This is a genomic window from Pseudomonas sp. Q12-87, from assembly GCF_001269755.1.
Taxonomy (GTDB): Bacteria; Pseudomonadota; Gammaproteobacteria; order Pseudomonadales; family Pseudomonadaceae; genus Aquipseudomonas; species Aquipseudomonas fluorescens_S.
This window is the reverse complement of the sequence record NZ_LHVI01000004.1, coordinates 16,964-42,074: the sequence shown is the minus strand read 5'-3', so window position 1 is coordinate 42,074 and position 25,111 is coordinate 16,964. Positions and strand designations below refer to the sequence as shown.

Annotated in this window: 23 protein-coding genes and 1 pseudogene; 10 read left to right on the top strand and 14 right to left on the bottom strand. The window is 61.5% G+C overall.

Annotation, left to right across the window (positions count from 1 at the left end; translation table 11 throughout):
* Positions 1-90: 90 nt before the first annotated feature.
* On the bottom strand, positions 91-1,989 hold the full coding sequence (locus tag AD663_RS01245) for a cytochrome c/FTR1 family iron permease (protein ID WP_053213130.1): 1,899 nt from the start codon (positions 1,987-1,989) through the stop codon (positions 91-93).
* 316 nt (positions 1,990-2,305) lie between these two features.
* Here AD663_RS01245 and AD663_RS01240 point away from each other — a divergent pair, with 316 nt between their 5' ends.
* The 4 genes from AD663_RS01240 (at position 2,306) to AD663_RS01225 (ending at position 5,633) form a co-directional block, all read left to right on the top strand.
* The gene (locus tag AD663_RS01240) at positions 2,306-3,700 is read left to right on the top strand and encodes a COG3014 family protein (RefSeq protein WP_053213129.1); all 1,395 of its coding nucleotides are present in this window, start codon (positions 2,306-2,308) and stop codon (positions 3,698-3,700) included.
* A gap of 18 nt (positions 3,701-3,718) precedes the next feature.
* Positions 3,719-4,090 (top strand): YcfL family protein, encoded by a 372-nt coding sequence (locus AD663_RS01235; protein WP_003177334.1) that lies wholly within the window; start codon positions 3,719-3,721, stop codon positions 4,088-4,090.
* 208 nt (positions 4,091-4,298) lie between these two features.
* Positions 4,299-4,886 carry a penicillin-binding protein activator LpoB gene (lpoB, locus tag AD663_RS01230; protein ID WP_003177333.1) on the top strand — a complete coding sequence of 196 codons (588 nt, stop codon included), beginning with the start codon at positions 4,299-4,301 and terminating at the stop codon, positions 4,884-4,886.
* Positions 4,887-4,889: 3 nt separating this feature from the next.
* Positions 4,890-5,633, top strand: coding sequence for a hypothetical protein (locus AD663_RS01225; RefSeq protein ID WP_003177332.1), 744 nt, complete (start codon positions 4,890-4,892; stop codon positions 5,631-5,633).
* Between the two features lie 137 nt (positions 5,634-5,770).
* On the opposite strand, the gene rhtB is transcribed toward AD663_RS01225, so the two are convergent.
* The 3 genes from rhtB to AD663_RS01210 form a co-directional block, all read right to left on the bottom strand.
* Positions 5,771-6,403: a homoserine/homoserine lactone efflux protein gene (gene rhtB / locus AD663_RS01220; protein WP_003177331.1), complete on the bottom strand. Its 633-nt coding sequence runs from the start codon at positions 6,401-6,403 to the stop codon at positions 5,771-5,773.
* Between the two features lie 102 nt (positions 6,404-6,505).
* Positions 6,506-7,087, bottom strand: a complete 582-nt coding sequence (locus tag AD663_RS01215; protein ID WP_003177330.1) for a mechanosensitive ion channel family protein — start codon at positions 7,085-7,087, stop codon at positions 6,506-6,508.
* On the bottom strand, positions 7,087-8,997 hold the full coding sequence (locus tag AD663_RS01210; RefSeq protein ID WP_003177329.1) for an ATP-binding cassette domain-containing protein: 1,911 nt from the start codon (positions 8,995-8,997) through the stop codon (positions 7,087-7,089). The genes AD663_RS01215 and AD663_RS01210 overlap by 1 nt, the downstream gene beginning before the upstream one ends.
* A 50-nt stretch (positions 8,998-9,047) precedes the next feature.
* On the opposite strand from AD663_RS01210, the gene AD663_RS01205 reads away from it, so the two are divergent.
* A complete protein-coding gene (locus tag AD663_RS01205; RefSeq protein ID WP_053213128.1) occupies positions 9,048-9,515 on the top strand; it encodes a TIGR02444 family protein in 468 nt (155 codons plus the stop codon).
* Here AD663_RS01205 and AD663_RS01200 read toward each other — a convergent pair.
* Positions 9,512-10,702 carry an AlgP family protein gene (locus AD663_RS01200; RefSeq protein ID WP_003177327.1) on the bottom strand — a complete coding sequence of 397 codons (1,191 nt, stop codon included), beginning with the start codon at positions 10,700-10,702 and terminating at the stop codon, positions 9,512-9,514. The genes AD663_RS01205 and AD663_RS01200 overlap by 4 nt on opposite strands.
* 191 nt (positions 10,703-10,893) lie before the next feature.
* On the opposite strand from AD663_RS01200, the gene AD663_RS01195 reads away from it, so the two are divergent.
* Complete coding sequence (locus AD663_RS01195) at positions 10,894-11,559, top strand: FKBP-type peptidyl-prolyl cis-trans isomerase (protein WP_003177326.1); 666 nt, start codon at positions 10,894-10,896, stop codon at positions 11,557-11,559.
* A 58-nt stretch (positions 11,560-11,617) separates the two neighbouring features.
* On the opposite strand, the gene AD663_RS01190 is transcribed toward AD663_RS01195, so the two are convergent.
* From AD663_RS01190 to AD663_RS01165, 7 genes and pseudogenes are all read right to left on the bottom strand, one after another.
* Positions 11,618-12,076 (bottom strand): Rsd/AlgQ family anti-sigma factor, encoded by a 459-nt coding sequence (locus AD663_RS01190; RefSeq protein WP_003177325.1) that lies wholly within the window; start codon positions 12,074-12,076, stop codon positions 11,618-11,620.
* Between the two features lie 175 nt (positions 12,077-12,251).
* Complete coding sequence (locus AD663_RS01185) at positions 12,252-12,794, bottom strand: disulfide bond formation protein B (protein WP_003177324.1); 543 nt, start codon at positions 12,792-12,794, stop codon at positions 12,252-12,254.
* Between the two features lie 284 nt (positions 12,795-13,078).
* The gene (locus AD663_RS01180; RefSeq protein WP_053213127.1) at positions 13,079-14,326 is read right to left on the bottom strand and encodes a heme biosynthesis protein HemY; all 1,248 of its coding nucleotides are present in this window, start codon (positions 14,324-14,326) and stop codon (positions 13,079-13,081) included.
* On the bottom strand, positions 14,323-15,456 hold the full coding sequence (locus AD663_RS29215; RefSeq protein ID WP_033046367.1) for a uroporphyrinogen-III C-methyltransferase: 1,134 nt from the start codon (positions 15,454-15,456) through the stop codon (positions 14,323-14,325). Before AD663_RS29215 ends, AD663_RS01180 begins: the two co-directional genes overlap by 4 nt.
* Positions 15,457-15,492: 36 nt before the next feature.
* Positions 15,493-16,239, bottom strand: a pseudogene (locus AD663_RS29210) (uroporphyrinogen-III synthase); the annotation flags it as partial.
* Positions 16,236-17,177, bottom strand: coding sequence for a hydroxymethylbilane synthase (gene hemC / locus AD663_RS01170; protein WP_003177321.1), 942 nt, complete (start codon positions 17,175-17,177; stop codon positions 16,236-16,238). The gene hemC and the pseudogene AD663_RS29210, both read right to left, overlap by 4 nt.
* A 135-nt stretch (positions 17,178-17,312) precedes the next feature.
* Positions 17,313-18,059, bottom strand: a complete 747-nt coding sequence (locus AD663_RS01165) for a LytTR family DNA-binding domain-containing protein (RefSeq protein WP_003177320.1) — start codon at positions 18,057-18,059, stop codon at positions 17,313-17,315.
* Positions 18,060-18,522: 463 nt separating this feature from the next.
* On the opposite strand from AD663_RS01165, the gene argH reads away from it, so the two are divergent.
* Positions 18,523-19,917: an argininosuccinate lyase gene (argH, locus tag AD663_RS01160; RefSeq protein ID WP_003177318.1), complete on the top strand. Its 1,395-nt coding sequence runs from the start codon at positions 18,523-18,525 to the stop codon at positions 19,915-19,917.
* Between the two features lie 131 nt (positions 19,918-20,048).
* Here argH and AD663_RS01155 read toward each other — a convergent pair whose 3' ends face one another.
* Positions 20,049-20,708 (bottom strand): glutathione S-transferase family protein, encoded by a 660-nt coding sequence (locus AD663_RS01155; protein WP_003177317.1) that lies wholly within the window; start codon positions 20,706-20,708, stop codon positions 20,049-20,051.
* A gap of 124 nt (positions 20,709-20,832) precedes the next feature.
* Between AD663_RS01155 and AD663_RS01150 the strand changes: the two genes are divergently transcribed.
* The 3 genes from AD663_RS01150 to AD663_RS01140 all read left to right on the top strand — a co-directional run bounded on the left by AD663_RS01150 (position 20,833) and on the right by AD663_RS01140 (position 24,609).
* Positions 20,833-21,117 (top strand): hypothetical protein, encoded by a 285-nt coding sequence (locus tag AD663_RS01150; protein ID WP_053213126.1) that lies wholly within the window; start codon positions 20,833-20,835, stop codon positions 21,115-21,117.
* Between the two features lie 223 nt (positions 21,118-21,340).
* On the top strand, positions 21,341-21,586 hold the full coding sequence (locus AD663_RS01145) for a TIGR02647 family protein (RefSeq protein WP_053213125.1): 246 nt from the start codon (positions 21,341-21,343) through the stop codon (positions 21,584-21,586).
* Positions 21,587-21,765: 179 nt separating this feature from the next.
* Positions 21,766-24,609 (top strand): class I adenylate cyclase, encoded by a 2,844-nt coding sequence (locus AD663_RS01140; RefSeq protein ID WP_053213124.1) that lies wholly within the window; start codon positions 21,766-21,768, stop codon positions 24,607-24,609.
* Positions 24,610-24,622: 13 nt separating this feature from the next.
* Here the strand turns inward: AD663_RS01140 and rnk are convergent, their stop codons facing one another.
* Entirely contained in the window at positions 24,623-25,033 is a 411-nt protein-coding gene (gene rnk / locus AD663_RS01135) for a nucleoside diphosphate kinase regulator (RefSeq protein ID WP_053213123.1), read from the bottom strand.
* Positions 25,034-25,111: the final 78 nt, after the last annotated feature.

Genomic DNA, 25,111 nt, shown 5'->3' with positions numbered 1-25,111 from the left:
AATGCATCGCGAGCAAGCTCGCTTCCACAAGGACAGCCTACATCCTGTGCGAGTGAACTTGCTCGCGATATGTGCCGCGAATGCTACTGGTCAGGAAACCTGGACCCGACGCTTCTCCACCACCCAACTGCGCCCATACAACACCACGATCGCCAGGATCGCTACCATCTGGGCCGACAGCGAGTAGGCATCGGCATGAATACCCAGCCAGTCGAAATCGAAGAACGCCACCGGGCGGGTGCCGAAGATCCCGGCTTCCTGCAACGCCTTCACGCCATGACCGGCAAACACCACAGACAGCGCGCAGAGCAACGCGGCATTGATACTGAAGAACAGCGCCAGCGGCAGTTTCGCCGAACCCCGCAGGATCACCCAGGCCAGGCCGACCAACAGCACCAGCGCTGTCGCACCGCCCGCCAGCACGGCGTTGTGCCCGGCGGGGCCGGCCTGCAACCACAAGGTTTCATAGAACAGGATCACTTCGAACAGCTCGCGGTAGACCGAGAAAAACGCCAGGATCGCAAAACCAAAACGGCCACCGCCGCCCACCAGGCTGCTCTTGATATAGTCCTGCCAGGCCGCTGCATGGCGCCGGTCGTGCATCCACACCCCCAGCCACAACACCATCACACTGGCGAACAATGCCGTCGCGCCTTCAAGCAGTTCGCGCTGGGCACCGCTGACATCGATCACATAGGCCGCCAATCCCCAGGTCGCCAGCCCGGCCAACAGCGCCAGGCCCCAACCGAGGTTGACACTGCGCACCGCCGATTGCTGGCCGGTGTTGCGCAGGAACGCCAGGATCGCCGCCAGGACCAGGATTGCTTCCAGCCCTTCGCGCAGCAGGATCAGCAAGCCTGAGATGTAGCTCAGCGACCAGCTCAGGCCATCGCCACCCAGCAGGCCGGCAGATTCCTTCAACTTGGCTTTGGCCGCGTCCAGGCGTTGTTCGGCCTGGGCGACCGTCAAGCCGTCCTGCAGGGACTGACGATAGGCCATCAGGGCCTTTTCAGTGTCCTTGCGTACGTTGGCGTCGACGTTGTCCAGGGAGCTTTCCACCAGCTCGAAGCCCTCCAGATACGCCGCCACCGACAGGTCATAGGCCTGGTCATGGTCACCGGCGCGATACGCCGCGATGCTTTTGTCCAGAGTAGCGGCCGTGTAGTCGAGCAACTGAGCCGGGCCACGCTGCACCTGTGGCGGCTGGGCCCGCTGGGCACGGAAAGTAGCGGCCGCCGCCGGGCCTTGCGCAGCGAGGACTTCAGCCGGAGTCTGGCGCGCGAGGTCGGCGAGGTTGTAGGTCTGCTCGCTTTTGGCAGCGGCCGGGTCGGCGCTGAAGCTGGCAATGTAGGTCGCCAGGTCCCAGCGTTGCCGGTCATCGAGCTGATCGGCGAAAGCTGGCATGTCGGTGCCTTCGATGCCCATGCCGAGGGTGTTGTAAATCGCATAGAGACTCAGGTGATCCAGGCGCCGGCCGTCCCGCAGGTTGGACGGCGGCGGCTCCAGGCCAACACCGGCGGGGCCATCACCGGCACCGTTGGCGCCGTGGCACACCGAGCAGTTCTGGGCATACAGCGGCGCCCCTCGGGCCGGATCCGGTGTGATGACCGGTGCCTGGCTGACTTCATACGCCACCGCCAATCTTGCGCCCAGCTGGCGTGCGAGGCGGGAAACATCGGCGGCGTCCTGCCGCTGGGTGATGGCACCGCGCAGGGCCACGATGCCTTGGCTCAACTCAGCCTTTTCCGGCTTGGCCGGCAGCTCGGCAATCAAGCCCTCCAGCACTTGGGCGAACTCAAGCTGTTCGCGATATTCGGAATCATTAATGATCTTGCCCGTTTCGACCGTTGCCGGGTAATCCGCCCCGATGTAATCCAGCAGATGCAGCGCTTGGGAGGCGCCCTCGACAGTGTTGGCCAGCAGAGGATTGCTGCACAGCGCGAGCAGCGGCACTGCAAGCCAGGCCAGAAAACGGAGCGGGGCAGTCATGAATGACTCTCGATTGGTAATAAGAAGTAACACATTGTTCACTTCCAATGACTTTGGCTCAAGGGCGGATGTGCATTGGCGGCACATTTTCATCGGAAATTCATGCTTTGGAGGTGATGTCACAAAAAAGGCAGTTCGAGATTGAAAAGCCATTACATAGCCAACGGCCATGTTTATAATCCCGCCCGCCTTCTTATTATCCGATGGCATAACAGCTCCTCTTTTTATGAGGAACCGACAGCGTCCCGGCGCATGTCCGTGGATCGCTCCAGCCCGACCCGCACCCTTCAGGCTGATACTCAGGGAAGAATTGTTCATGGCCTCCCGTGCCGTTTTTTTGGTCGCCCTCGGTGCGAGCACTTTGTTGTCCGGCTGTTCGGCCTTTCGCAACTACGACAGCGAATTGGCCCAGACCAACCAGCAACTGGCTGCCGGCAACGTCGACGCCGCGCTGACCCTGTTGGAAAAGAACAACACCAGCAAGGACAAAGACCTGCTGTATTACTTCGAGAAGGGTGAACTGCTCCGCGCCAAGGGCGACCTCTCCGGCAGCCAGACGGCCTGGACCAGCGCTGACGTGCAAGTGGGCCAATGGGAAGACGCGGTCAAGCTCGACACGACCAAATACCTCGCGCAGTTCGGCAGCTTCCTGGTCAACGATAAGGTCCGTCGCTACGAAGGCTATGACTACGAAAAGGTCATGCTGACCACGCAAATGGCCCTGAATCTGCTGGCCGTGAACGACTTCGACGGCGCACGGACCCAGATCAAAAAGACCCACGAGCGCGAAGCTGTAATCGCCGACCTGCGGGACAAGGAATACCTCAAGCGCGAGGAAGAAGCCGAGCAGCAAGGGGTCAAGACCGAATACAAGGACCTCAAGGGCTATCCGGTAGCCAGCCTCGACGCTCCGGAAGTGGTCAGCCTCAAGAACAGTTACCAGAGTGCGTTCAGCCATTACCTGGCCGGTTTCGTCTATGAAGCCCTGGGCGAAAAAGACCTGGCTGCACCGGGTTATCGCAAGGCGGCCGAACTGCGCCCCAACACCCCGTTGCTGGAACAGGCACTGCTCAACCTGGACAAACCTGCCGCCAAGAACGACGACAGCGACATCCTGATCGTGGTGCAGAGCGGCCTGGCGCCGTCCCGGGACTCGATCCGCATCCCCCTGCCCTTGCCCATCAGCGGCAACCTGGTCATCACGCCGTTGTCGTTCCCGATTATCAAGCCTGACACCTCTACCGCCACGTTTGCCCAGATCGGGGTGGACGGCCGTCAGATGGACCTGACCCAGCTCAACAGCACCACCGCCATGTCCCGCCGCGCCCTGCGCGACGACATGCCCGGCATCATCCTGCGCACCACCGTGCGCGCGGTCACCCGTGGCGTGGCGCAGAAACAGATCAACGACACCAATCCATTGGCCGGCCTCGCCGTGGGCCTCACCTCGGCCGTGCTTGAAGGTGCCGACACCCGCACCTGGCGCACCCTGCCCGACTACACCCAAGTGGTGCGCCTGCGCCTGAAGAAAGGCGAGCACCAGGTCACCCTGCCAAGCGCAGTGGGCGGCTCGGTGGTCAAGGTCACCGTCGATCAGCGCTACCAAGTCATCAGCCTGCGGACGGTGGGTAATCAGGTCTTCACCGGTGGCCTGGCCGCCCAGGTGATCCCGACCGCCAACCCGACCGCCGTCGCCACCCTCAAACCTTAAGAACGGAGTCTTGCTCGCATGCGTTTAAAACTGATCGCCGTCGGCGCCCTGGCCTTGCTGGCCGGTTGCGCCACCCCGCCGCCACCGGAGCCGGGCACCGCCGCCAGCAAGGTCGTGGCGATGGGCAAGACCAAGAACATCGTGGTCGGCGCCATGCGCGTGGCCCGGGAAAACGGCTACATGACCGTCAACGTGCAGCTGAGCAACACCAGCTACAACAACAAGACGATGTACTACCGCTTCGCCTGGCTGGGCCCCGAAGGCTTCCCGATTGCCGAGGAGGAAACCTGGAAAACCCTGACGCTGTACGGCGAACAGACCAGCTTCCTGCCCGCCATCGCGCCGACCCCCAAGGCCGTGGACTTCCGTCTGGAAATCAATACGCCTTGAGCCTGGTTCCGGTCAGTCAAGCCAACACCAGACCCCGTGGCGAGGGAGCTTGCTCCCGCTCGGTTGCGCAGCGACCGCAAGATTTTGGGGCTGCTTCGCAGCCCAGCGGGAGCAAGCTCCCTCGCCACAGGGGATCGTCGGCACAAGTTCCTGTACTGACCGGCATTACGCCTTAGCCCCATTTCATTCAGCTTTCGAGAGCACCCACATGTTCGTACGCATTTCTTCCCTCGCCCTCGCGGCCCTGCTGGTCAGCGGCTGCGCCAATAACTCGCCTGTCCTGGGCAACAAGAACATCAGCTACGGCGACACCAAGGCCGTGGAAACCGTGACCAATGAATTCGGCTCCACCGACCTGCAGATGATTGCCGAGTCCATGACCCGTTCCCTGGCACAGTCCGGCATCCTGCAAGGTCGCCCGGTGGTCCAGGTCTATGACGTGAAGAACAAGACCAGCGAATACATCGACACCCGTGAAATCACCACCAGCATCAAGACCCAGTTGATGAAGACCGGTGCGGCGCGCTTCGCCAGCGACAACACCGCCATGGACAGCCAGGTCGACCAGTTGAAGCTGCAAAACCAGAGTGGCCTGTACAAGAAAAGCACCGTGGCCAAGACCGGCAACATGATCGCCGCCAAGTACCGCCTCGAAGGCTCCATCAGCTCGATCGTCAAGCGCAGCAGCGACTACAAGGACGTCTTCTACAAATTCAGCCTGCAACTGATCGACGTCGAGAGCGGTCTGGCCGAGTGGATGGACGAGAAAGAAATCCGCAAGACCACGGAGCGATAAGCCATGCGCACATGGATCGGCATCATGGCCCTGGCCTGTGCGTTCAGCGCGCAGGCGGCCCCAAAAGTCGCGGTCACTGACCTTGCGTACCAAGAACGGGTAGAGGAATACATCCACACCGTTTCAGCCCAGAGCAATTTCCAGGCGAACCCCTACAGCGCCAGCGCCTCGTCGAGCTACGACGAGATGGAAGCCACCAGCAGCTACATCGAGCAAGGCGAACTGCGCAAGTTCACCGGTGACATCAAGGGCGAGATGCTGCGCAGCGGCATGTTCCAGCTGGTCCAGGGCACGCCTTACACCGCGTCGTCCAAGGGCGATGTCTATGACGTGATCAAGCGCATCAAGGCCGGGAATTTCAAGGGCGCCGACTACGTGCTGTTCGGCACGGTGTCGGACATCGATTTCACCCGCGACATCAATGAACTGGCCAACACCAACAGCTATTCGGCGGTGCTTGCATTGACACTGGTGGCGGACTTCAGCCTGATCAACACCAAGACCTACGAAATCACCTCGGCGTTCACCGCCATGGGCGAAGGCCAGGACACCAAGCTGTTGAACCACCGGGACGTACACATCAGCCTCAACCGTCCACGGGTGGTGCGCGACGTGTCCAAGGCCCTGGGTGAGGACGTGGCGCGACAGCTGAGCGAACAGCTTGGCGGCCCGCGTTACGAACAGCCTGGCGAACCCGTGCAGCGCAACAACCTGCCCCGGGATACCGCGCCGGTGATCCTGCGCTGAGCCACACCGCTGGATAGATGCTTTTGTGGCGAGGGAGCTTGCTCCCGCTCGGTTGTGCAGCGACCGCAAGATCTTGGGGCCGCTTCGCAGCCCAGCGGGAGCAAGCTCCCTCGCCACAGGTGTAGTGCAAAAGCTGTTTACACCGCAGCCCTGCGCATCGTCGCCAGGAAACCCGCCGCCCCGATGAACAGGCCGGCAAAAGTGCGGTTCATCCGCCGTTGCTGTTGCGGCGTGCGCAGCAGGCGCAGGACCTTGGACGCCAGCCCGGTGTACCCGGCCATGACGATGAGGTCGACGCAGATCATGGTCACGCCCAGGATCAGGTACTGCTTGACCAGCGGGGCATGGGGATCGATGAACTGCGGCAGCACCGCCAGCATGAACACCAGGGCCTTGGGGTTGCTGATGTTGACCAGAAAACCGCGGAACACCAGCGCTAAAGGGTTACCGATAGGCCGCACGACAGCGTCGTCACTGATGTCGCCGGGGATGGCTCGCCACTGCTTGATACCCAGATAGACCAGATAAGCCACGCCGAACCATTTGATCGCATGAAAAGCGGTAGCCGATGCCGTGAGTATCGCGCCAACACCGGCAGCGACGATGACGACTTGCAGCGCCAGGCCCAGTTGCAGGCCCAGGGCGTTCCAGTAACCACGCCAGAAACCATAGCGCAGACCACTGGACATCGATGCGATGGCACCGGCGCCTGGAGAAAGGCTGATGACCCAACACGCAGCAAAAAACGCCAGCCATGTTTCCAGCAACATTGCACACCTCGGCTCAGATTCGTCGAAAACGCCTAAGCTAATGCGCCGCCGTGAGGTTGACCACCGTTTTTTTATAAAGACAAATGATCTGCCGAGGCCAGGTTATTCGACGAAACCACCCACCGGAAACGCCTCGCTGCCGCGCCAGCGTCGGACCGAACGCTGGAAGAACAGCGTGTTGGGCACCTGCACCATCGAGCTGCCCGTGCCGAGCTCATCGGGCTCGATCAGTGTGGTGTAAAGCAGATTGATCGCGACCACTCGCCCCTTGATGCCGGGCTTGTCGGTAGCTTCCACCAACTCGACCACGTCCCCCAGGCGAAACGGCCCGACGGTGTAGATCAGGACGGCGCAGAGCAGGTTGGACAAGACGCTCCAGATGGCAAAGAACGCCACCGCCGCCACCGCGACAAAACCCGATAACGCGGTCCACAGTACCGTGGCCGAGACGCCCAGGCGTTCGAGCACCACCAGCACCGCGCTGCCCATGATCAACCAGCGCAGCACGCCCCGCAGGATGATCACCAATTGCGGCGGAAAGGGGTAGCGCTCGCCAAGGCCAGTGAGGGCACGCGCCACGAAGCGCTGCGCGACATAGCCGGCCAGCAGGATCAGCAGCACTTGCACACCGAGCCAGATCGGCTCGATCCACATAATCGGGACAGGCAACGTCATCGCTTCCATCAGGACAACGCCTCCAGCTCCGCTTGCAGGTTTTCCAGCAGTTCAAGCGCTTGCATCCACGCCTCCTCAAGCTCCACTTCTCGAACCTTCAGTTTGGCCTGCTCGGCCAGCAGATCACGCAATTCATCCTTGCGCGCCACCTCGTAGAGACCGCTGTCGCCGAGGCTGGTTTCGATTTTCTGCAATTTCTCGTGGAGCTTGCCCAGTTCGGCTTCGAGCTTGTCCGCCTCGCGCTTGTGCGGGGCCAACTGCTGACGCAGGGCTGCCGCAGCCTGGCGCTGGGCTTTCTTGTCGGTCTTGTCCGGGTTGACCGGCGTGGTACTGACCGGGGCGTTGCGTTGGCGATACTCCACCAGCCAGCGCGCATAGTCTTCCAGGTCGCCGTCGAATTCCTCGACCTTGCCGTCGGCCACCAGGAAGAAATTGTCCGTGGTGCTCTTGAGCAGATGCCGATCGTGGGACACCACCAGCACCGCCCCGCTGAATTCCTGCAAGGCCATGGTCAGGGCCAGGCGCATTTCCAGGTCCAGGTGGTTGGTCGGTTCGTCGAGCAGCAACAGGTTCGGCCGGCCCCAGGCGATCAGTGCCAGCGCCAGGCGCGCCTTTTCGCCACCGGAGAAATTCAGCACCGGCTCGTCAATGCGCGCCCCGCGGAAATCGAAACCACCGAGGAAATCACGCAACGTCTGCTCACGCTCGGTCGGCGCCAGGCGTTGCAGATGCAGCAGCGGGCTGGCCTTGGAATCGAGGGAATCGAGCTGATGCTGGGCGAAGTAACCGACGACCGTGTTCTCGCCTCGGGTAAGGCGCCCGGCCAGCGGTTCGAGTTCGCCGGAGAGGTTCTTGATCAGGGTCGACTTACCGGCACCGTTGGGGCCCAGCAGACCGATCCGTGCGCCTGGGGTCAGTTGCAGCTTGACCTTCTCCAGCACGGTCTTGTCACCATAGCCCAGGCGCGCATCGGACAGGTCGATCAGCGGGCTGGAGATCTTGGTGGATTCGCGGAAGACAAAATCGAACGGCGAATCGACGTGGGCCGCGGACAGCTCCTCCATCCGCTCCAGCGCCTTGATCCGGCTCTGCGCCTGGCGGGCTTTGGTGGCCTGGGCCTTGAAGCGGGCGATGTAGCTTTCCATGTGCGCACGCTGCGCCTGCTGCTTCTCGTAGGCTTGCTGTTGCTGGGCCAGGCGTTCGGCACGGGCCCGCTCGAACGCGCTGTAGCCGCCGCGGTACAAGGTGAGCTTGCGTTGGTCGACATGAGCGACGTGATCGACCACGGCGTCGAGGAAGTCACGGTCGTGGGAAATCAGCAGCAGCGTGCCGGGATAACCCTTGAGCCAGTCTTCCAGCCAGATGATCGCGTCGAGGTCCAAGTGGTTGGTCGGCTCGTCGAGCAACAGCAGATCGGATGGGCACATCAGCGCCTGCGCCAGGTTCAGGCGCATCCGCCAGCCGCCGGAAAAATCCCCGACCTGACGGTCCATCTGTTCATTGGTAAAACCCAGGCCGGCGAGCAATTTGCGCGCACGGGCATCGGCGGTGTAACCGTCGGCGCTGTCGAGTTCCGAGTGCAGACGGGCCTGGGCGGCGCCGTCGTGAGCCGCCTCCGCTGCCGCCAGGTCGCGTTGCACCTGGCGCAGGCGCAGGTCGCCGTCGAGCACATAGTCCACCGCCAGGCGCTCGAGGGTATCGACCTCCTGGCGCATGTGGGCGATGCGCCAATCGGCCGGCAACAGGCAATTGCCCGAATCCGGGTGCAATTCGCCTCGCAGCAAGGCGAACAGGCTCGATTTGCCGGCGCCGTTGGCACCGATGAGACCGGCTTTGTGGCCGGCGTGCAGGGTCAGCTCGGCGTCTTCTAGCAGACGTTGCGGGCCACGCTGTAAAGTGAGGTTCTGAAGTCGGATCATAATGGCGGCGGAGTCTACCAGCTTCGCTCGCAACTGGCGCGAGTAGCACGATGCACCCTGACCTGTGGAGCTTTTCCCTCGACCTCTACGCCAAGCCTGGCGTCGAGCATGCCTGCCTGGCGCTACAAGATGCCGGCGCCAACGTCTGCCTGCTGCTGTGCGGTTTATGGCTGGAACGGCGCGGCGTAGCGTGCAGTGAACAACGGTTGCAACAGCTTCGACAATTGGCCGAGTCTTGGGACGCTGACGTGGTCAGGCCCTTGCGCACGCTGCGCATCCAATGGAAGACCAAGGCTTGCGAAGACGCAGTGCTTTATTCCTTGCGGGAACAGATCAAGCAGCTTGAGTTGGATGCCGAACGGCGATTGCTGGAGCGATTGGAGACGGCGGTCGGGGATTGGCCTGAGGTACAACAGGACGGTTCAGCACAATGGCTGCAAGGGCTGGTGGCGGCGAGTGCTGACCCAGCGAACCACGACGCGCTGCATCAGCTGCGCGTCGCGGTGTCCGGCACTTAGGAAGCGCTGGTTGGGGTGCTGGTGCTCGGCGCAACGGCGACGGTTGGGTTGATCGCCGGGGCCGGAGTGCTGGCGGTTGGCGCAGGAGTCGCTGTTGGAGTCGATGTCGCAGGCTTGGCTGCTGGTGCAGTCGAAGGTTTTGCGGCAGCGGGTTTTTTCGCGGCAGGTTTGGCCGCTGGCTTGGCGGCAGGTTTTGCAGCGGCTGGCTTCGCGGCAGCAGGTTTGGCCGCAGCAGGTTTGGCAACGGATTTAGCGGTCGCTTTGGCGGGTGCTTTGGCAGCGGCAGGCTTGGCGGTCGCTTTCGCTGCAGGCTTGGCCGCGGCGGGTTTGGCGACGGGTTTTGCAGCCGCTTTGGCAGCAGGTTTGGCCGCGGCGGTTTTGGTCGCTGCTGGTTTCGCGGCAGCGGGTTTCGCAGTCGCTTTAGCCGCAGGTTTGGCCGCGGCGGTCTTGGTTGCTGCTGGTTTGACGGCAGCGGGTTTCGCAGCCGCTTTGGCCGCAGGCTTGGCCGCGGCGACTTTGCTGGCAGCAGGTTTTGCAGTTGCCTTGGCAGCAGGTTTAGCGGCTGCGTTTTTTGCAGCAGGTTTGGCCGCTGGCTTGGCGGCAGCTTTGACGACCGGTTTTTTAGCAGCAGGTTTGGCAGCGCTGGCAGCGACCGGTTTGGCGGCTGGCTTGCTGGCCGCTTTGGCGGTTGCTTTAACGGCTGGCTTGGCAGCCACTTTCGCCGGTGTTTTTGCCACGGCGGGTTTAGCCGCTGGCTTCTTGGCCGATACAGCGACAGGCTTGGCCGCTCGAAGTGTCAGCGCCTTGCTCGCAGCCTCCTGCACGCGACCAACACCCTGGGCCAGTTTCAGGCTTTCCTGGGCATCACGCTTGAGTTGCAGAATGTAGGTGCGGGTTTCGGACTGGCGATCCTTGAGGGCATCGAGCAGGTCTTCGAGTTCTTTCACGACGTCCTTGGCCTTGGCTTGTGCCTTGGCCTTGCCAGCGGTGGCTGCGTCTTGCAATTTGGTGCGCGACTTGTGCAGTTTTTCTTGCGCTTTGCCGCGTTGTTTTTCCAGCTTGGCGAGCAGTTTTTCAGCATCAGCCAGGGCTTGGGAGCAGGCATTTTCAAGATGCTCGAGCAAGCTGCCCGAAAGTTGTTGGAGCAAGTGCAACGGAGTGTTTACAGGCTTCTTGGTGGCCGACATGGTTTACCTCCTGACTGACGTGAGTGCGGCTCATACTAGACCTCTGCTGCAACCGCCGCTAGGGCATGTTGACAGTACACAAGACGTTGCGTTGCAAGGGACGAAAAATCTTCTGCACCAGTGCCTGGACAACCCATCACTACAGAGATCGTCACTGGCATAATTTCTCGATTCGAGACCGGAGAGCAGACATGTCGCGTCACCTGTTTTTATTGCTGTGCATCGCTTGCTCCACGGCCATGGCCGTTGAAAAAACCGGCGCAAACGATGCACACGATTTGGCTTATAGCCTTGGCGCAAGCCTGGGTGAACGCCTGCGCCAGGACGTGCCCGACCTGCAGATCCAAGCGTTGGTCGAAGGGCTTCAACAGGCTTATCAGGGCAAGCCATTGGCACTCAAGGATGAGCGCATTGAACAGATCCTGGCCGAACATCAGGCACAACTGACGGCCTCATCGACAACCCCGCAAATTGAAGTGGCGTTGAAGACGGAGCAGAAATTTCTCAACGCAGAAAAAAATCGGCCCGGCGTCCAGCAACTCGCCGACGGCATCCTGCTGACCGAAATCAAGCCAGGCAAAGGTGCGAAGGCCGGTCCTCATGGCAAGGTCCAGGTGTTGTATATCGGTCGGCTGCCGGACGGCACCGTATTCGACTCCAACCACCAGGCGCAGTGGTTCAATCTCGACAGCGTGATTGATGGCTGGCGCAGCGCATTGCCGCAAATGCCGGTAGGCGCTAAATGGCGGTTGGTGATTCCTTCGACCCTGGCCTATGGCGCCGAAGGTGCCGGGGACGTAATCCCACCCTTCACGCCATTGGTGTTTGAAATCGAGTTGCTGGGCGCGACGACCTGACACTGCCCGAAACGAAAAACGGTGCGCAATGCGCACCGTTTTTGATGACTGCGAACCCTCAGGCCTGGACCGCAGCTTCTTCCTTGTGAGCGTTGTGCAGCACTTCGATCAGGCAGTCTTCCAGTTCGAAACGTTCGTGCAGCAAGCCGCCCAGCTCCTTGAATTTTTCCGCGACGCACTTGCCTTCATCACACAGGTCGTTGAACGCCAGCAGCTTTTCGGTGATGACGTCGATGCGCGGATAGATCTGCTCGGCAAGTTCCAGGCCGCGCTTGTCGTTGAAGGCCTTGGCCTCGCCCGTCAGTTGTTCGTAGATCTCGAAATGACCGGCAGACACATAGTCGACCAGCACACCGCAGAACTCCAACAGGGGCTTGCGGCTTTCGCCCAGCGCTTCAGGCTTGTCGCCGAGAGCGTCATAGGCCCGAACCAGTTCGTGACGCTCCTGCAACCAGCGGTCGATCAGCAGATGCACCCCACCCCAGCGTTCCTGAGCATTCTGACAACTTTCGAGCATGGTGATTTCTTCCCTTGTGAGTCATGCCCCTCGCAGCCTGCACGCGCCTGATTGATCAGGGACAAGCCAGGCACAACGTGATCGAGCGGCACAATTCCAATAACACGTGCCGGCCAGATTATGCCCGCACGACAACGGCTTCAAGGTACGCAGGAGATAATGTTCATACAAGTGTTTAATCCAATACCCGGACCAGCTGCGACGTATCGCCGCTAAGCGGGCGCACCAGGGCGTTCCAGACCAGGCGCAACAGCAGGTAGCTCATTGCGATCGAGACTGCGAGAAAAAACAGCAGGCTCCACTCCGGGATACTCAAGTCGAACAACGTCCAGGTGATATTCGCGCAGTCGACCGCGCCATCAAGAACGCTGCGCAGGGCGCACCACCAAGAGTCCGCCCTGTCGAGCGGAGCGACGCAACTGGGCAACCGCTCGAACGAACGGCTCTGCATCAGCACCTGACGCCAGGCCAGGGTCATTCCGGCAGAGGCAAAAACCAATCCCATCGCCCCGTAGACGATGCTGCCCTTTTGACCTGGACCGTGTACGCAAGCGATGAGGCCGTTCACCAGGAACAGCAGCAGGCACAACCGCTGCAAGACACACAGGCTGCAAGGCGTCAGACCGACCGAATATTCCAGATAGCTGGCAATGCCAAAAGCCAGGGCTGCGGCGGTGGAAGCCATGAGAAACGAGAAGCGTGAGCTGGCCAAGGACATGGCGGTTCCGTAACAGAAGAGACAAGTAGTTACGGTAGAGGAAAGCCCTCGGGCCTTTCAAGGCGGGCCCGGGCAGACAGTTCACCAGGGATGTAGGGAATTCCCGACGGGTACAAAGGGATTCGGCGCAACGCGCTGTAGGACTTTGCCGAAGGCACGAGCAAAGCGCCTAAATCGGGCCTGTTATCGCGCCGCTCATTCAAGAATCGCGTCATCCCGGGGGGTGAGGAAGCTTGCCTCCTCACCCCATGGACTCATGTCGATTTTAAGATTGTCCCGCCGACTCAAGTAGGCAGGACCTGGGCCGGGACCGGCAACGGTGCGGCCAGCAAGCGTTCATCCAGCAGCCCCAAGCCTTCCTGGAACAATTGATTGCTGCGCTCGGCATCCCCCAGTTGCGCCAGCAACCGTGCCAGTTCGGCGCACGCTTCGGGGTTACGCTGGACCCGCAAGCTGCTTTCCAGATAATCCCGAGCCTTGCCCCACAAGCTGCCTTGCAGGCACAGGCGCCCCAGCGTCAGCAGCAGGCTTGGATCGGCCGGATGGTCCTTGAGCCAGCCTTCGGCCGTTTGCAACTGTCGAATCGGATCGTGACCACGAACCAAACCGTAGAGGCGCGCCAGATGGCTGTCGTACTGGCGTTTGAGGGCGACCCGCAGCACCTCTTCGGCTTCGGCCTGGGCGCCCAGCTGTCGCAGTTGCTCGGCATAGGCCAGGATCAACGCCGGCTCCTGACGCTGCGCGGAGGTCAGTTGTTGCCAGGCACGATTGAGCGATTGCAGGCCAACAGTGCCGTCCTCCTCACGATGGGCTGCCAGGGTGAGGTTCTCGCCCCATGCCCGACGCTCCAGCTCCGCCAGTTCGCTGGCCGGCAGTACTTTGTCCTTGCGCAGTTCAGGCAGCAGACGGATCACTGCCGACCAATCGCCGCGCTGCTGATGCAATCGTTGCAATTGGCGCAGGGTCTGGGCGTTATGGGGATGACGCTCATGCATGGCTTGCAACGTATTCAACGCGCCCTCGGTGTCGCCGCGGTCGGTCTGCAATTGCGCGTGGGTGAGCGCAATGGCCAGTTCCGCCTGGGGCTGACGCTCCAGGGCGCGCTCCAGCAAACTGTCGCTCTGCTCGTAAAGCCCTTGTTCATTGGCCGCCCGGGCAGCGCCGAGGTAATACAACAATGGCTGGCGCTCGGCCTCGGCGGCACGATGCAGATGCTGCTGGGCGCTGGCCCAGCGACCTTCGGCCAGGTCCAATTGGCCGTGTTCGATTGCCACTTGCACGCGACGACTGCGATTGCGCCGCGACCATGGATTGACCACACCGGTAGAAGTGGTCACCAGCCCGATCAAGCCGCTGACGCCGCGCCACAGCAACCAGAGCACGGCGACCAGTGCCAGGGTGACCCACAGGCCGGCTTCGTAGCGGAAGTTCTTGTATGCCACCAGCACGTAACCCGAATGCTCGGAAATCGCTACGCCCAGCAAGGCGGCGGCAGCGATGACCACGAACAGAATCACGTAGAGACGCTTCATGGCGTAGCCTCCTGCCCGCCCGCCTTGGGCAGCGGCTTGACCGACTCTTCGGCGTTCAGGTTACGACGCTCAAGATAGGCCTGGACGCTGCTCAGCGTGCCCGTCAGGTCTGGCGTGACCACTGTCACCGGTAGCCTGGACAGCTCAACCACGCGTTCGAGCATGATCTTGCTCTGCGGATTGTCCTGATTGAAGTTGTTCTTCAGGACGTCCCGTGCTTCGGTCAGCGCCTGGGTGTACACCGGCGCCTGGCCATTAAGAGCGGCCCATTGCGCCTGCTCCAGCGCCAGGCTGAGGGCCAGGCGCACTTGCATCAAGCTTTGCCCGGCCAGGAGCGGACGGACATTCTCATCGGCGTTGAAATCGATGCGGATGTAATGCGAGATCTGGTCCCACCACTGTGCCCAGCGGCTGGCACCATCGCCATCGGCGGTCAGGCCCAGCAGGGATTCACCGCGGTCCTTGTATTCGGGCGCCAGCTCACTGAGTTGCAGCACCTGGTCACGCAAGGCACCCAGTTGCAGGAACAACCCGGTGCGATCCGGTTGCTCGGTACTGCGCAACGCGGCGAGGGTCTTGGCCAGTTGCTCACGGGCAGCGAACGAACCAGGATCGTTTTGCTCGCGCAGGATTTCGTCAGCACCCTGCACCAGGGCCTGGGCACTGTTGATGTCCTGCAATGCAGAAAGACGCAGGCTGGCCAGGCGCAACAGGTGTTCGGCTTCAGCCAGACGCCAATCCTTGCGGCTCGCGCCAAGCACGGTTTCCAACCGCTGGTTCAAGCGCTGCTGATCACCTTGCAACTGGGCCACCAGGCGACGACGCTCCTCGAGCTCTTCGGCCGGGGGCAACTGCGCCAGGCGCTCGGTCAGGCGCTGCTCATTGAGCTTGAGCGTCTGGGCCTGGTCACTCAACGCCTGGACTTGGGTGGACTGTTGCTGGTTATTGGCTTGCAGATGACGTACCTGCCACACACCCCAACCGCCAACGGCCACGCCGGCGGCTCCGAGCAGCAGTGCAACAATCGCCAGCCCGTTGCCGCGACGCGGTGCCACCGGGGCCGGAGGTTCAACCGGCGCAACGATCGCTGGCTGGTCTTGATCTTCTTTTGGCAAGGCTGTTTCGCTCACGTATCCATCCTTTGCATTAGAAAACGGCACGGACTGTTCCCGTAACGCCGCCAGCAAAGCCGCGGCGTTGGCGCCACGGCAATCCACAACTGTTCGGGCCCCAGCGGCACGCGCCATCTCGGCAACCCTTGGGCTTGGAACAAACAACGGCAACTGCGCCAGCGTCGGCCACGCATCGCCCGCCAGCCGCTGCAGATGCTCGAAGCTCTGCCCACTGCTGACCACCAGCGCGTTCAAGCGTTCCGCTTCAACCCGCGCCGGCAATTCGCCTTCGCGGTAATGCGGCAGGCCGCGACGGTACAATTCCAGATAATCGACCCTAGCACCTTGCTCGCGCAAACGCTCTGCGAGCAAGCCGCGTCCACCCTCGCCCCGCACGATCAGGATCCGTGGTTCGGGCCGTGTGACAGCCTGGCGCAACGCAGGGAGTTCGAGCAAGGCTTCGCTGTCGTCGCCGCTCTCGGGGTAGAACACCGTGAGGCCGGCACCGGCCAGGATTTCACCGGTGGCGGCCCCGACGCTGAACCATGGCTGATCTGGAGGTTGGGGCCAATATTGGCGCAGCAGCTCCACGCACAAACGTGCCGCAGGCTTGCTGACGACGATCACGGCACAATATTGGTCCAACTGCTGGAGGATCGTCCGCTCGGCATCGCCCAGGGGCAGCGGCGCGATATCCAATAACGGCAGGCTGCTGCTGAAGACACCCGCCTCGGCCAGGACAGCCGCCAGGGCCGAGGACTCATCCGCCGGCCGGGTGAGCAGCAGTCGCCAGCCCGTCACGCGTGGCCAGCCTCGCCGTAGACTTTCTTGAGGATGTCATCGGCGCCCTGGCTCAACAGATCCTCGGCCACCCGCACGCCCAACGCCTCGGCATCGCTACGCGGCGCCCGGGCCTGGGCACTGAGCAACCGGCCACCGCTCGGATCGCCTACCAGCCCGCGCAACCAGACGTGGTCGTCTTCCAGCACCGCGTAGCAGGCGATCGGGACTTGGCAGCCGCCGTTGAGATGTTTGTTGAGGGCGCGCTCGGCGAACACCCGCGTGGCGGTGTCTTTGTGATGCAGCGGCGCCAGCAGGGCCTGGATGTCGCTGTCAGCACTGCGACACTCGATGCCCACGGCGCCTTGCCCGCCGGCCGGCAGACTGTCGTCGACACTGATGGCCGAGGTGATGCGGTCTTCGAAGCCCAGGCGGATCAGGCCGGCGGCGGCGAGGATAATCGCGTCATATTCGCCGGCGTCGAGCTTGGCCAGGCGCGTGTTGACGTTGCCGCGAAGGAAGCGGATCTGCAAATCCGGACGGCGCGTCAGCAACTGGGCCTGGCGACGCAGACTGGAAGTGCCGACCACACTGCCGGCCGGCAGCGCTTCAAGGCTGGGAAAGGTGTTGGAAACGAACGCATCTCGCGGATCTTCCCGCTCACAGATGCAAAACAGGCCCAGGCCTTCGGGAAAGTCCATCGGCACGTCTTTCATGGAATGCACGGCGATGTCGGCTTCGTTGTCCAGCAACGCGGTTTCCAGCTCCTTGACGAACAGACCCTTGCCGCCGATTTTCGACAGGGGCGAGTCCAGCAGCTTGTCGCCGCGACTGACCATGGGCACCAGCGTCACGACGAGGCCGGCATGGGCGGCTTCCAGACGGGCTTTGACGTATTCGGCCTGCCACAGGGCCAGGGCACTTTTACGAGTGGCAATGCGGATCTCGCGAGGGGACATGGATCAATCCGTACTTAAAAGATACGGCGGATAATAACAGCTCAGTCAAAACCGCTTTGACTTGAATCACGACCCCATGCCCTCCCTGGCCGCCATCGCCTTTGCAAATGGCGCGCTGAATCTCGCAACGCCGGGTTAAAGTTGCTGCATCATCTTGCGCACGCCGGCCACGTGCCGCCGACTGACGATCAGCGCGTCGCCATTAAGGCCCTTGAGAAATAACTGGAAATGCCCAAGGGGCGTGCGTTGCAGGCGCTCGATACGCTCGCGGGCCACCAGGGCATTGCGGTGGATGCGCACGAAGCGTTCGCCGAACTCGTCTTCAAGAGCCTTGAGCGGTTCGTCCAACAGCACCTCGCCACTCTCATGGCGCAGGGTCACGTATTTGTGGTCGGCAATGAAATAGACCACCTGGTTCAACGGGATCAGCTCGATGCCTTTTCGGGTGCGCGCACTGATATGGCTGCGCGGGCCGCTGCCGCTTTCGGCCGCTGGGCGCGTCAGCGCGGCCAGTTGCACCCGGTTGGGCCGCTCAGCCTTGCGCAAGGCTTCGACCAACGCCTCGGCTGCCACCGGTTTGACCAGGTAGCCGACGGCGCCAGCCTGCAACACCTCGGGTGGAAAATCATCCCGGGTGGTACAGAACACCACGGCGGGCGGCGACTCGCGTTCACACAACTTCGCCGCGACCTGCAGACCGTCCAGGCCAGGCATGCGAATGTCGAGCAGCACGATATCCGGTTTGTGGCTGTCAATAAGGGCCAATGCCTCTTCGCCATTGGTGGCGCTCGGCTCCAGGACACTGTAACCCTCGAGCTCGCCAACCATTCGGCTCAGGCGCTCGCGGGCCAGTGGTTCGTCATCAACGATCAGGACATTCATATTGCGCTGGATTCCTGCGTGAGTCTCGCACAAGGATAGCGTAGTAAGGGGAAGTGACATCCGTCACCGCGATCCACGCTAAGACTCGTTCGAGGGCCAAAAAGTGCCGCGAAGCGGTTGTCTATCTTTACCAGCGCTTGCCGACCGATGCTCGAGGCCCGTTGTCGCACGGCGTCGCCGTAGGGATTGTTAACTCTCGATCTGATCAATATGAGCTCCCCCTTCTTTTATTCGTCCGGTGCGCCATGGATGGAAAAAGCAAAAGTCCTACCGTCCACTGTAGACGGTTGCCAAGACGATATTGCTCAATCGAAAAATATCGTTGTACGAAAAATCCCGCTGTAACGCCCGGCTTACATCGAAAAACCTGCCGACCAGTGCCAGCGCCAGCCCTGGCAACCCTGCTATCATCCGCCGCAGCCTTTAACCGCTACTTTTTCCACAGCCGATCACGAGCGAATTCATGAGCACTGACAAGACCAATCAGTCCTGGGGCGGCCGCTTCAGTGAACCCGTCGACGCCTTCGTCGCCCGCTTCACCGCCTCCGTCAACTTTGACCAGCGCCTGTATCGCCACGACATCATGGGTTCGATCGCCCACGCCACGATGCTGGCCAAGGTCGGCGTACTGACCGATGCCGAACGTGACAGCATCATCGACGGCCTGAAGACCATCCAGGCTGAAATCGAGGCCGGCCAGTTCGACTGGCGCGTCGACCTCGAAGACGTGCACATGAACATCGAGGCGCGCCTGACCGATCGCATCGGCGTGACCGGCAAGAAACTGCACACAGGCCGCAGCCGTAACGACCAGGTCGCGACCGACATCCGCCTGTGGCTGCGCGATGAAATCGACCTGATCCTGGCCGAGATCACCCGCTTGCAAAAAGGCTTGCTGGAGCAGGCCGAGCGTGAGGCCGGGAGCATCATGCCGGGGTTCACGCACCTGCAGACCGCTCAACCCGTAACGTTCGGGCATCACATGCTGGCCTGGTTCGAAATGCTCAGCCGCGACTACGAGCGCCTGGTCGACTGCCGCAAACGCACCAACCGCATGCCCCTGGGCAGCGCCGCGCTGGCCGGTACCACGTACCCGATCGACCGTGAATACACTGCCCAGTTGCTGGGTTTCGACGCGGTGGGCGGCAACTCGCTGGATAACGTCTCGGACCGCGATTTCGCCATCGAATTCTGCTCCGCCGCCAGCATCGCGATGATGCACCTGTCGCGGTTCTCCGAAGAGCTGGTGCTGTGGACGAGCGCGCAGTTCCAGTTCATTGACCTGCCAGACCGCTTCTGCACCGGCAGCTCGATCATGCCGCAAAAGAAAAACCCCGACGTGCCGGAACTGGTCCGGGGCAAGAGCGGCCGGGTGTTTGGTGCGCTGATGGGCCTGCTGACCCTGATGAAAGGCCAACCGCTGGCCTACAACAAGGATAACCAGGAAGACAAAGAGCCATTGTTCGACGCGGCCGACACCTTGCGCGATTCGCTGCGGGCCTTTGCCGACATGATCCCCGCCATCAAGCCCAAGCACGCGGTAATGCGTGAAGCGGCCCTGCGCGGCTTCTCCACCGCCACCGACCTGGCCGACTATCTGGTACGCCGCGGCCTGCCGTTCCGTGACTGCCATGAAATCGTTGGCCATGCCGTGAAATACGGCGTGGACAGCGGCAAGGACCTGGCGGAAATGAGCCTGGACGAGCTGCGCCAGTTCAGCGACCAGATCGAGCAGGACGTGTTTGCAGTATTGACCTTGGAAGGCTCGGTCAATGCCCGCGACCACATCGGCGGTACCGCGCCGGCTCAAGTCAAGGCGGCCGTGGTGCGCGGCCAGGCGTTGCTGGCCAGCCGCTAAAAGCCAAAAGCTTCGCGAGCAAGCTCGCTTCCACAGTAGATCTCTATATGTTCACAAGAATTGTGTTCACTGGGGATCCAATGTGGGAGCGAGCTTGCTCGCGAAGGCGATCCTGAGATCACCTCAACACTTCACTTCTTGGCAGCGATCATCGCCAAAAACGCCGGCATCGCCGCGTCTCGATCCGCCGCGATCCGCTGCACATGCGGGTTCTGCTCCATCCGCTCCATCAGCGCCTTGGCCGCCGGCATGTCTGCCAACAGGTCGATATCGAACAGCTTCCTGCCCACCTGCAGGGCCAGCGATAAGCTGTAGAGAAAATACAGATCGGCCAGGCTCATGCTATCGCCCGCCACGTAGGGCGAGAATTTGCCGTGCCTGCCGAGCGAAGCGAACCCCAGGAGCAATTCGGCCCGGGTCTTTTCCTTGATGGCATCGGGTACCGTCATGCCGAAAAACGCTTCGCCGTAGCAGGCTCGCCCCGGCAGCTCGATGTACAACTCGATCTCTCTGCACAAGGCCAATACCTGGGCACGCTCGAACGGGTCACTGGGCAGCAAGGCTTTGCCAGGTTGGGTTTGCTCGATGTATTCAAGGATCACGCTGGTTTCGTTGATGAACCCTTGCTCGGTTTTCAGCACCGGCACCTTGCCGCGCGGGCTGACGGCCAGGGCTTCGGGAGTCTGGCTGGGGTAGAACAACACTTCTTCGAAGGGCAAGCCCTTCTCCAGCAGCGCCAACTTGACCATGTTGTAATAATTACTGACGGAGAAACCATAAAGCTCAAGCATTACAAAGCCTCCAGGCCGTGCGGGGTGGGCAGCCTAGCGTTATAGACTGCCCAGGCACTTCTCGCCAGGCGCATCACGCCGCGCAATGCAGGTAAACTGGCGGCCTTCATTCAAGGAGCCTGCCATGAGCGAGCCAACCGACATCGACAGCGACGAGGAAGAATTCGTCGAGAACACCCTGATCCAAGCCATCGAAAACCAGATCGAAAGTGACAACCCGCCAGCGGCGAAAGCCACGTTCAACAAATTGACCCTGGTGGGTTATGAGCGCGACGAGATTCTCAACCTGATGGCCCATGTGCTGGCGGTGGAGATCGACGCGATCTTGGAAGAAGACCGCCCTTTCAATACCGAGTGGTACGAAGCCGCATTGCGCGCGCTACCTGAGTTACCGCCGGAAAAGAAATAACTCCGCAGACTTCGTGGGCGCACGCTCCCGCTCGGCTGCGCAGCAGTCGCAAAGCTTTTGGGGCCGCTTCGCGGCCCAGCGGGAGCAAGCTCCCTCGCCACGATAAATGGCTCCTGCGGTCACCCAAAAGCAAAAAAGCATGACACTGACACTGGACAGCCCGCCCGACTACGCTCACCTTAGTGACGCTGTCGTCCAAATTCCTAGAAAGTCTGGAGTCCTTATGTCGCTTACCCCTGAGCTGGTTGCCGAACTGGAAATCCTTGCACTCTTCAACCTGGACAGTTCCCAGGAAGGCCTGAAAATTCATCAGACCGCTGCCCCTAAAGTCATTGCCGCCGCCCAACGCCTGTACGAAAAAGAACTGATCAGCCAACCCGATGGTGGTTATCTGACCAGCCTGGGACGCGATGCGGCGCAAAACATACAAACCGTTCTGACCATACTCAGCGTCCAAGAAGCCGCTTGATCCCCCTGTCGCCCACGGAAATCTCCTTGCTCGGGATTTCCGCAGGCGCATTGGCGCCTGCCTAAGAAAAATCTGACGCCAAATTCCTACTTTCAGCTTAAGAATTCCTCAATCCGGGCGCTAAACTGCCATCACCTGTGTTCTCCCACGTTCGATGCCGCGAGCCGGTTTGAGCCGACATGACCCGCAACCATGAAATACGCCCCGATCTGGACGAGGGAATCGACCGCAAGGTCCTGAGCCAGCTGCGCGCCCGTTTTCTCAAACTCAACACCGTCCGGATGGATCGCGCCCTGGAAGGCCTGTCGCCTCGCCAGCAAGGCGTGTTGACGCTGCTGCCGCTGTTCTTTCACGTCAATCATCCGCTACTGCCCGGCTACGTCTCCGGCAGCACGCCGGCCGGATTGTCCAACTACGAGCCCGATGCCAACGTTCTCGCCGAGGCCCAGCGGCTGACACGGTCGTTCTCCTACAAGCCGCGCCACGGCAGCAACCCGCCACGGCCGATCCTCGGGCTGTTCCTGATGGGCAGCCTCGGCACCCTCGCCCAGGCTGACCAGAGCGACATGGACGTGTGGGTTTGCCACGGCCCGGACCTGAGCGATGACGAACTGGCCGAGCTGCGCAAAAAATGCCAGTTGCTGGAGACATGGGCCGCGACCCAGGGCGCCGAAGCTCATTTTTTCCTCATCGATCCGGCGCGTTTCGTGCGGGGCGAGCGGGATAACCAACTCAGTTCAGACGATTGCGGCACGACTCAGCATTACCTGTTGCTGGACGAGTTCTACCGCACCGCGATCTGGCTGGCCGGGCGTACGCCGATCTGGTGGCTGGTGCCGGTGTATGAAGAAGACAATTATGAGCAGTACACCCATACGCTGATTTCCAAGCGCTTCATCCGCGCCGACGAAACGCTGGATCTCGGGCACTTGGCTTATATCCCGCCAGGCGAGTTCATTGGTGCCGGCCTGTGGCAGCTGTTCAAAGGCATCGAGTCGCCCTACAAGTCAGTGCTCAAGCTGCTGCTGACCGAGGTCTACGCCAGCGAACATCCCGACGTCCGCTGCCTGAGCCTGCGCTTTAAGCAAGCCGTGTTCGCCAACCGCCTGGACCTGGAAGAACTCGACCCCTACATGGTGGTTTACCGCCGCCTCGAGGAATACCTCAGCACCCGTGGCGAACCCGAGCGCCTGGAACTGATTCGCCGGGCGCTGTACTTGAAGGTCAATCGCAAGCTCACAGGCCAGGGACGCAGCAGTGGCTGGCAACGAGTACTGCTCGAGCGACTGGCCCGGGAATGGGGCTGGGACCAGCGGCAACTGGCGCTGCTGGACAGCCGCAGCCAGTGGAAGGTGCGCCAGGTCAGCAACGAACGGCGCGCGCTGGTCAACGAACTCACTCACAGTTACCGCTTCCTGACGCAGTTCGCCCGCACTGAAAAAACCGTCAGCGTCATCAACAAGCGCGACCTCAACGTTCTTGGCCGGCGCCTGTATGCAGCCTTCGAGCGCAAGGCCGACAAGGTCGAATTCATCAATCCCGGCATCGCTCCGGACTTGGCCGAAGACACCCTGACGCTGGTCCAGTCGCCGAACAAGAAAGAGCCGGGACAGAACCAGTGGGGCCTCTACAACGGCAGCCTCAACGCACTGGAATGGGAAAATTTCGCGCCGATCAAGCGCAGCCGTGAATTACTGGAACTGCTGACCTGGTGCCATCGCAACGGCGTAATCGACAGCAGCACGCGCCTGGCGCTGCACCCCGGCGACAGCGACCTGAGCGAGTTCGAGCTGTTCAACCTGCTCGGCAGTCTGCAACAGACCATCGCCCTGCCCCTGGCCACGGTGGACGAAGCGCAATTGCTGCGCGCCAGCGTACCCGGCGAAGTGTTGATCCTGGTGAACGTCGGCGTTGATCCGCTCAAGCATCACCGCGACCTGAATATCCTGATGACCACCGAGCGCACCGACTCCCTGAGCTACGCCGGAGTCAGGGAGAACCTGGTGCTGACCCTCGACCAAGTCACGCTCAACACTTGGAACGAAGTGCTGGTCAACCGCTTCGACGGCGAGCATGCCTTGCTCGACTGCCTGCGCGATTACCTCAACGATCTGCCCAACGACCAGCGTCAACCGCGTTTGCAGGTGCGCTGCTTCTGCCACAACCGCGCCCAGTTCATCGCGCGGCGCGTCGAGGAAGTCATCGAAACGGCGCAGACCCTGCTACTGAGCAGGCTCAATTATCGTTATCTGCTCCAGGTCCAGCAGCACTACCACGTGCTGGAGCTGGTGCCCGGCCAGGTCAATCTCGTGGCGCTGGGCAGCCTGTCGGCGCTGACGGATTATCTGGGTGAAGAACCGACCGCCTACAGCCCGCTGCACCTGGACCCGATGGCCCTGGACGACCACGACCTGGCGTTGATCCTGCCCATGGGCCAGCCCGAGTGCATCCAGGTGTTCTACCGGGTCTACGAGGACGAAGCCGATCTGTACGTGCTCGATGAGCTCAACGCTCTATGGCAGCAGCGCCTGCCCTATCACGACGAACAAAGCTTGCTGGTGCCGTTGCAGCGCTTCCTGCAATCACTGTTGTACCGCCGGGACGCGCTGTTATCGATGGAGGTTGCCCAGCCGTTGGGCCTGGAAACGCTCTACTACCAGTTGCTGCCCTCAGGCAGTGGCCGGGCGCGGCGGATCGAAGCACGGTCGGCCCCGCAGACGCCGGTGAACAATCCGTTCTATGACGTGCAGGCGATCATTGGCAAAGCCGCGCACGGTCAAGTGCACGTCACCCTGTATTGCGATCAGCAGGAGTTTTCCGAACTGGAGCATGGCGACCAGCTGTTTCGCGTGGTCGCCAGGGAAATCATCGGACAGCGCCGCGAAGCCCAGCGCTATCGTTGCTATATCACCGACCTGGACCTGTCGGGGCTGGTGGGCGACGATGCCTGTTCAAGCAATCTGTACCTGCGCTACAAGGCCGACCTGGAACGCGCCCTGAACGAGGCACTGGCCCTGGTCTGAAATATCCGGACACTTAAAGGTGGAAATCGCCGCCTGCTTCCGGCTGATATTCAACGTCCAGCAACGTCAGTTTCAACGTCTTGCCGCCCGGGGCCGGCCAGTCGATGTGCTGGCCGACCTTCAGGCCCAGCAAGGCGCTGCCCACCGGCGCCAGGATAGAAATCCGGCCTTCGTCGGCATTGGCGTCCTGTGGATAAACCAGGGTCAGGTGATAATCCTTGCCACTGCTTTCTTCGCGGCAGTGCACGCGTGAATTCATGGTCACGACGTCGGCGGGCACTTCATCGTGGCCCACCAGGGTCTCGGCGCGATCCAGCTCGGTTTGCAGCCCAATCACGCCCGGCAGCGTCTCGTCGAGGCTGTCGATCAGGCGTTCCAGACGCTGTACGTCCAGACGGGTAAGGGTGATGGAAGGTGCGGTCATGATTCAGGCAGACTCCTTTCTTCTGCACAAAAAAAGCAAAACCCCGCCAAAGGAAGACGGGGTTTTCACCAGCCTCGA

What these genes read in the sequence shown, in the direction of transcription:
- AD663_RS01245 (WP_053213130.1), bottom strand. Translation starts at nt 1,989, where the DNA reads ATGACTGCCCCGCTCCGTTTTCTGGCCTGGCTTGCAGTGCCGCTGCTC.
- AD663_RS01240 (WP_053213129.1), top strand. Translation starts at nt 2,306, where the DNA reads ATGGCCTCCCGTGCCGTTTTTTTGGTCGCCCTCGGTGCGAGCACTTTG.
- AD663_RS01235 (WP_003177334.1), top strand. Translation starts at nt 3,719, where the DNA reads ATGCGTTTAAAACTGATCGCCGTCGGCGCCCTGGCCTTGCTGGCCGGT.
- lpoB (WP_003177333.1), top strand. Translation starts at nt 4,299, where the DNA reads ATGTTCGTACGCATTTCTTCCCTCGCCCTCGCGGCCCTGCTGGTCAGC.
- AD663_RS01225 (WP_003177332.1), top strand. Translation starts at nt 4,890, where the DNA reads ATGCGCACATGGATCGGCATCATGGCCCTGGCCTGTGCGTTCAGCGCG.
- rhtB (WP_003177331.1), bottom strand. Translation starts at nt 6,403, where the DNA reads ATGTTGCTGGAAACATGGCTGGCGTTTTTTGCTGCGTGTTGGGTCATC.
- AD663_RS01215 (WP_003177330.1), bottom strand. Translation starts at nt 7,087, where the DNA reads ATGGAAGCGATGACGTTGCCTGTCCCGATTATGTGGATCGAGCCGATC.
- AD663_RS01210 (WP_003177329.1), bottom strand. Translation starts at nt 8,997, where the DNA reads ATGATCCGACTTCAGAACCTCACTTTACAGCGTGGCCCGCAACGTCTG.
- AD663_RS01205 (WP_053213128.1), top strand. Translation starts at nt 9,048, where the DNA reads ATGCACCCTGACCTGTGGAGCTTTTCCCTCGACCTCTACGCCAAGCCT.
- AD663_RS01200 (WP_003177327.1), bottom strand. Translation starts at nt 10,702, where the DNA reads ATGTCGGCCACCAAGAAGCCTGTAAACACTCCGTTGCACTTGCTCCAA.
- AD663_RS01195 (WP_003177326.1), top strand. Translation starts at nt 10,894, where the DNA reads ATGTCGCGTCACCTGTTTTTATTGCTGTGCATCGCTTGCTCCACGGCC.
- AD663_RS01190 (WP_003177325.1), bottom strand. Translation starts at nt 12,076, where the DNA reads ATGCTCGAAAGTTGTCAGAATGCTCAGGAACGCTGGGGTGGGGTGCAT.
- AD663_RS01185 (WP_003177324.1), bottom strand. Translation starts at nt 12,794, where the DNA reads ATGTCCTTGGCCAGCTCACGCTTCTCGTTTCTCATGGCTTCCACCGCC.
- AD663_RS01180 (WP_053213127.1), bottom strand. Translation starts at nt 14,326, where the DNA reads ATGAAGCGTCTCTACGTGATTCTGTTCGTGGTCATCGCTGCCGCCGCC.
- hemC (WP_003177321.1), bottom strand. Translation starts at nt 17,177, where the DNA reads ATGTCCCCTCGCGAGATCCGCATTGCCACTCGTAAAAGTGCCCTGGCC.
- AD663_RS01165 (WP_003177320.1), bottom strand. Translation starts at nt 18,059, where the DNA reads ATGAATGTCCTGATCGTTGATGACGAACCACTGGCCCGCGAGCGCCTG.
- argH (WP_003177318.1), top strand. Translation starts at nt 18,523, where the DNA reads ATGAGCACTGACAAGACCAATCAGTCCTGGGGCGGCCGCTTCAGTGAA.
- AD663_RS01155 (WP_003177317.1), bottom strand. Translation starts at nt 20,708, where the DNA reads ATGCTTGAGCTTTATGGTTTCTCCGTCAGTAATTATTACAACATGGTC.
- AD663_RS01150 (WP_053213126.1), top strand. Translation starts at nt 20,833, where the DNA reads ATGAGCGAGCCAACCGACATCGACAGCGACGAGGAAGAATTCGTCGAG.
- AD663_RS01145 (WP_053213125.1), top strand. Translation starts at nt 21,341, where the DNA reads ATGTCGCTTACCCCTGAGCTGGTTGCCGAACTGGAAATCCTTGCACTC.
- AD663_RS01140 (WP_053213124.1), top strand. Translation starts at nt 21,766, where the DNA reads ATGACCCGCAACCATGAAATACGCCCCGATCTGGACGAGGGAATCGAC.
- rnk (WP_053213123.1), bottom strand. Translation starts at nt 25,033, where the DNA reads ATGACCGCACCTTCCATCACCCTTACCCGTCTGGACGTACAGCGTCTG.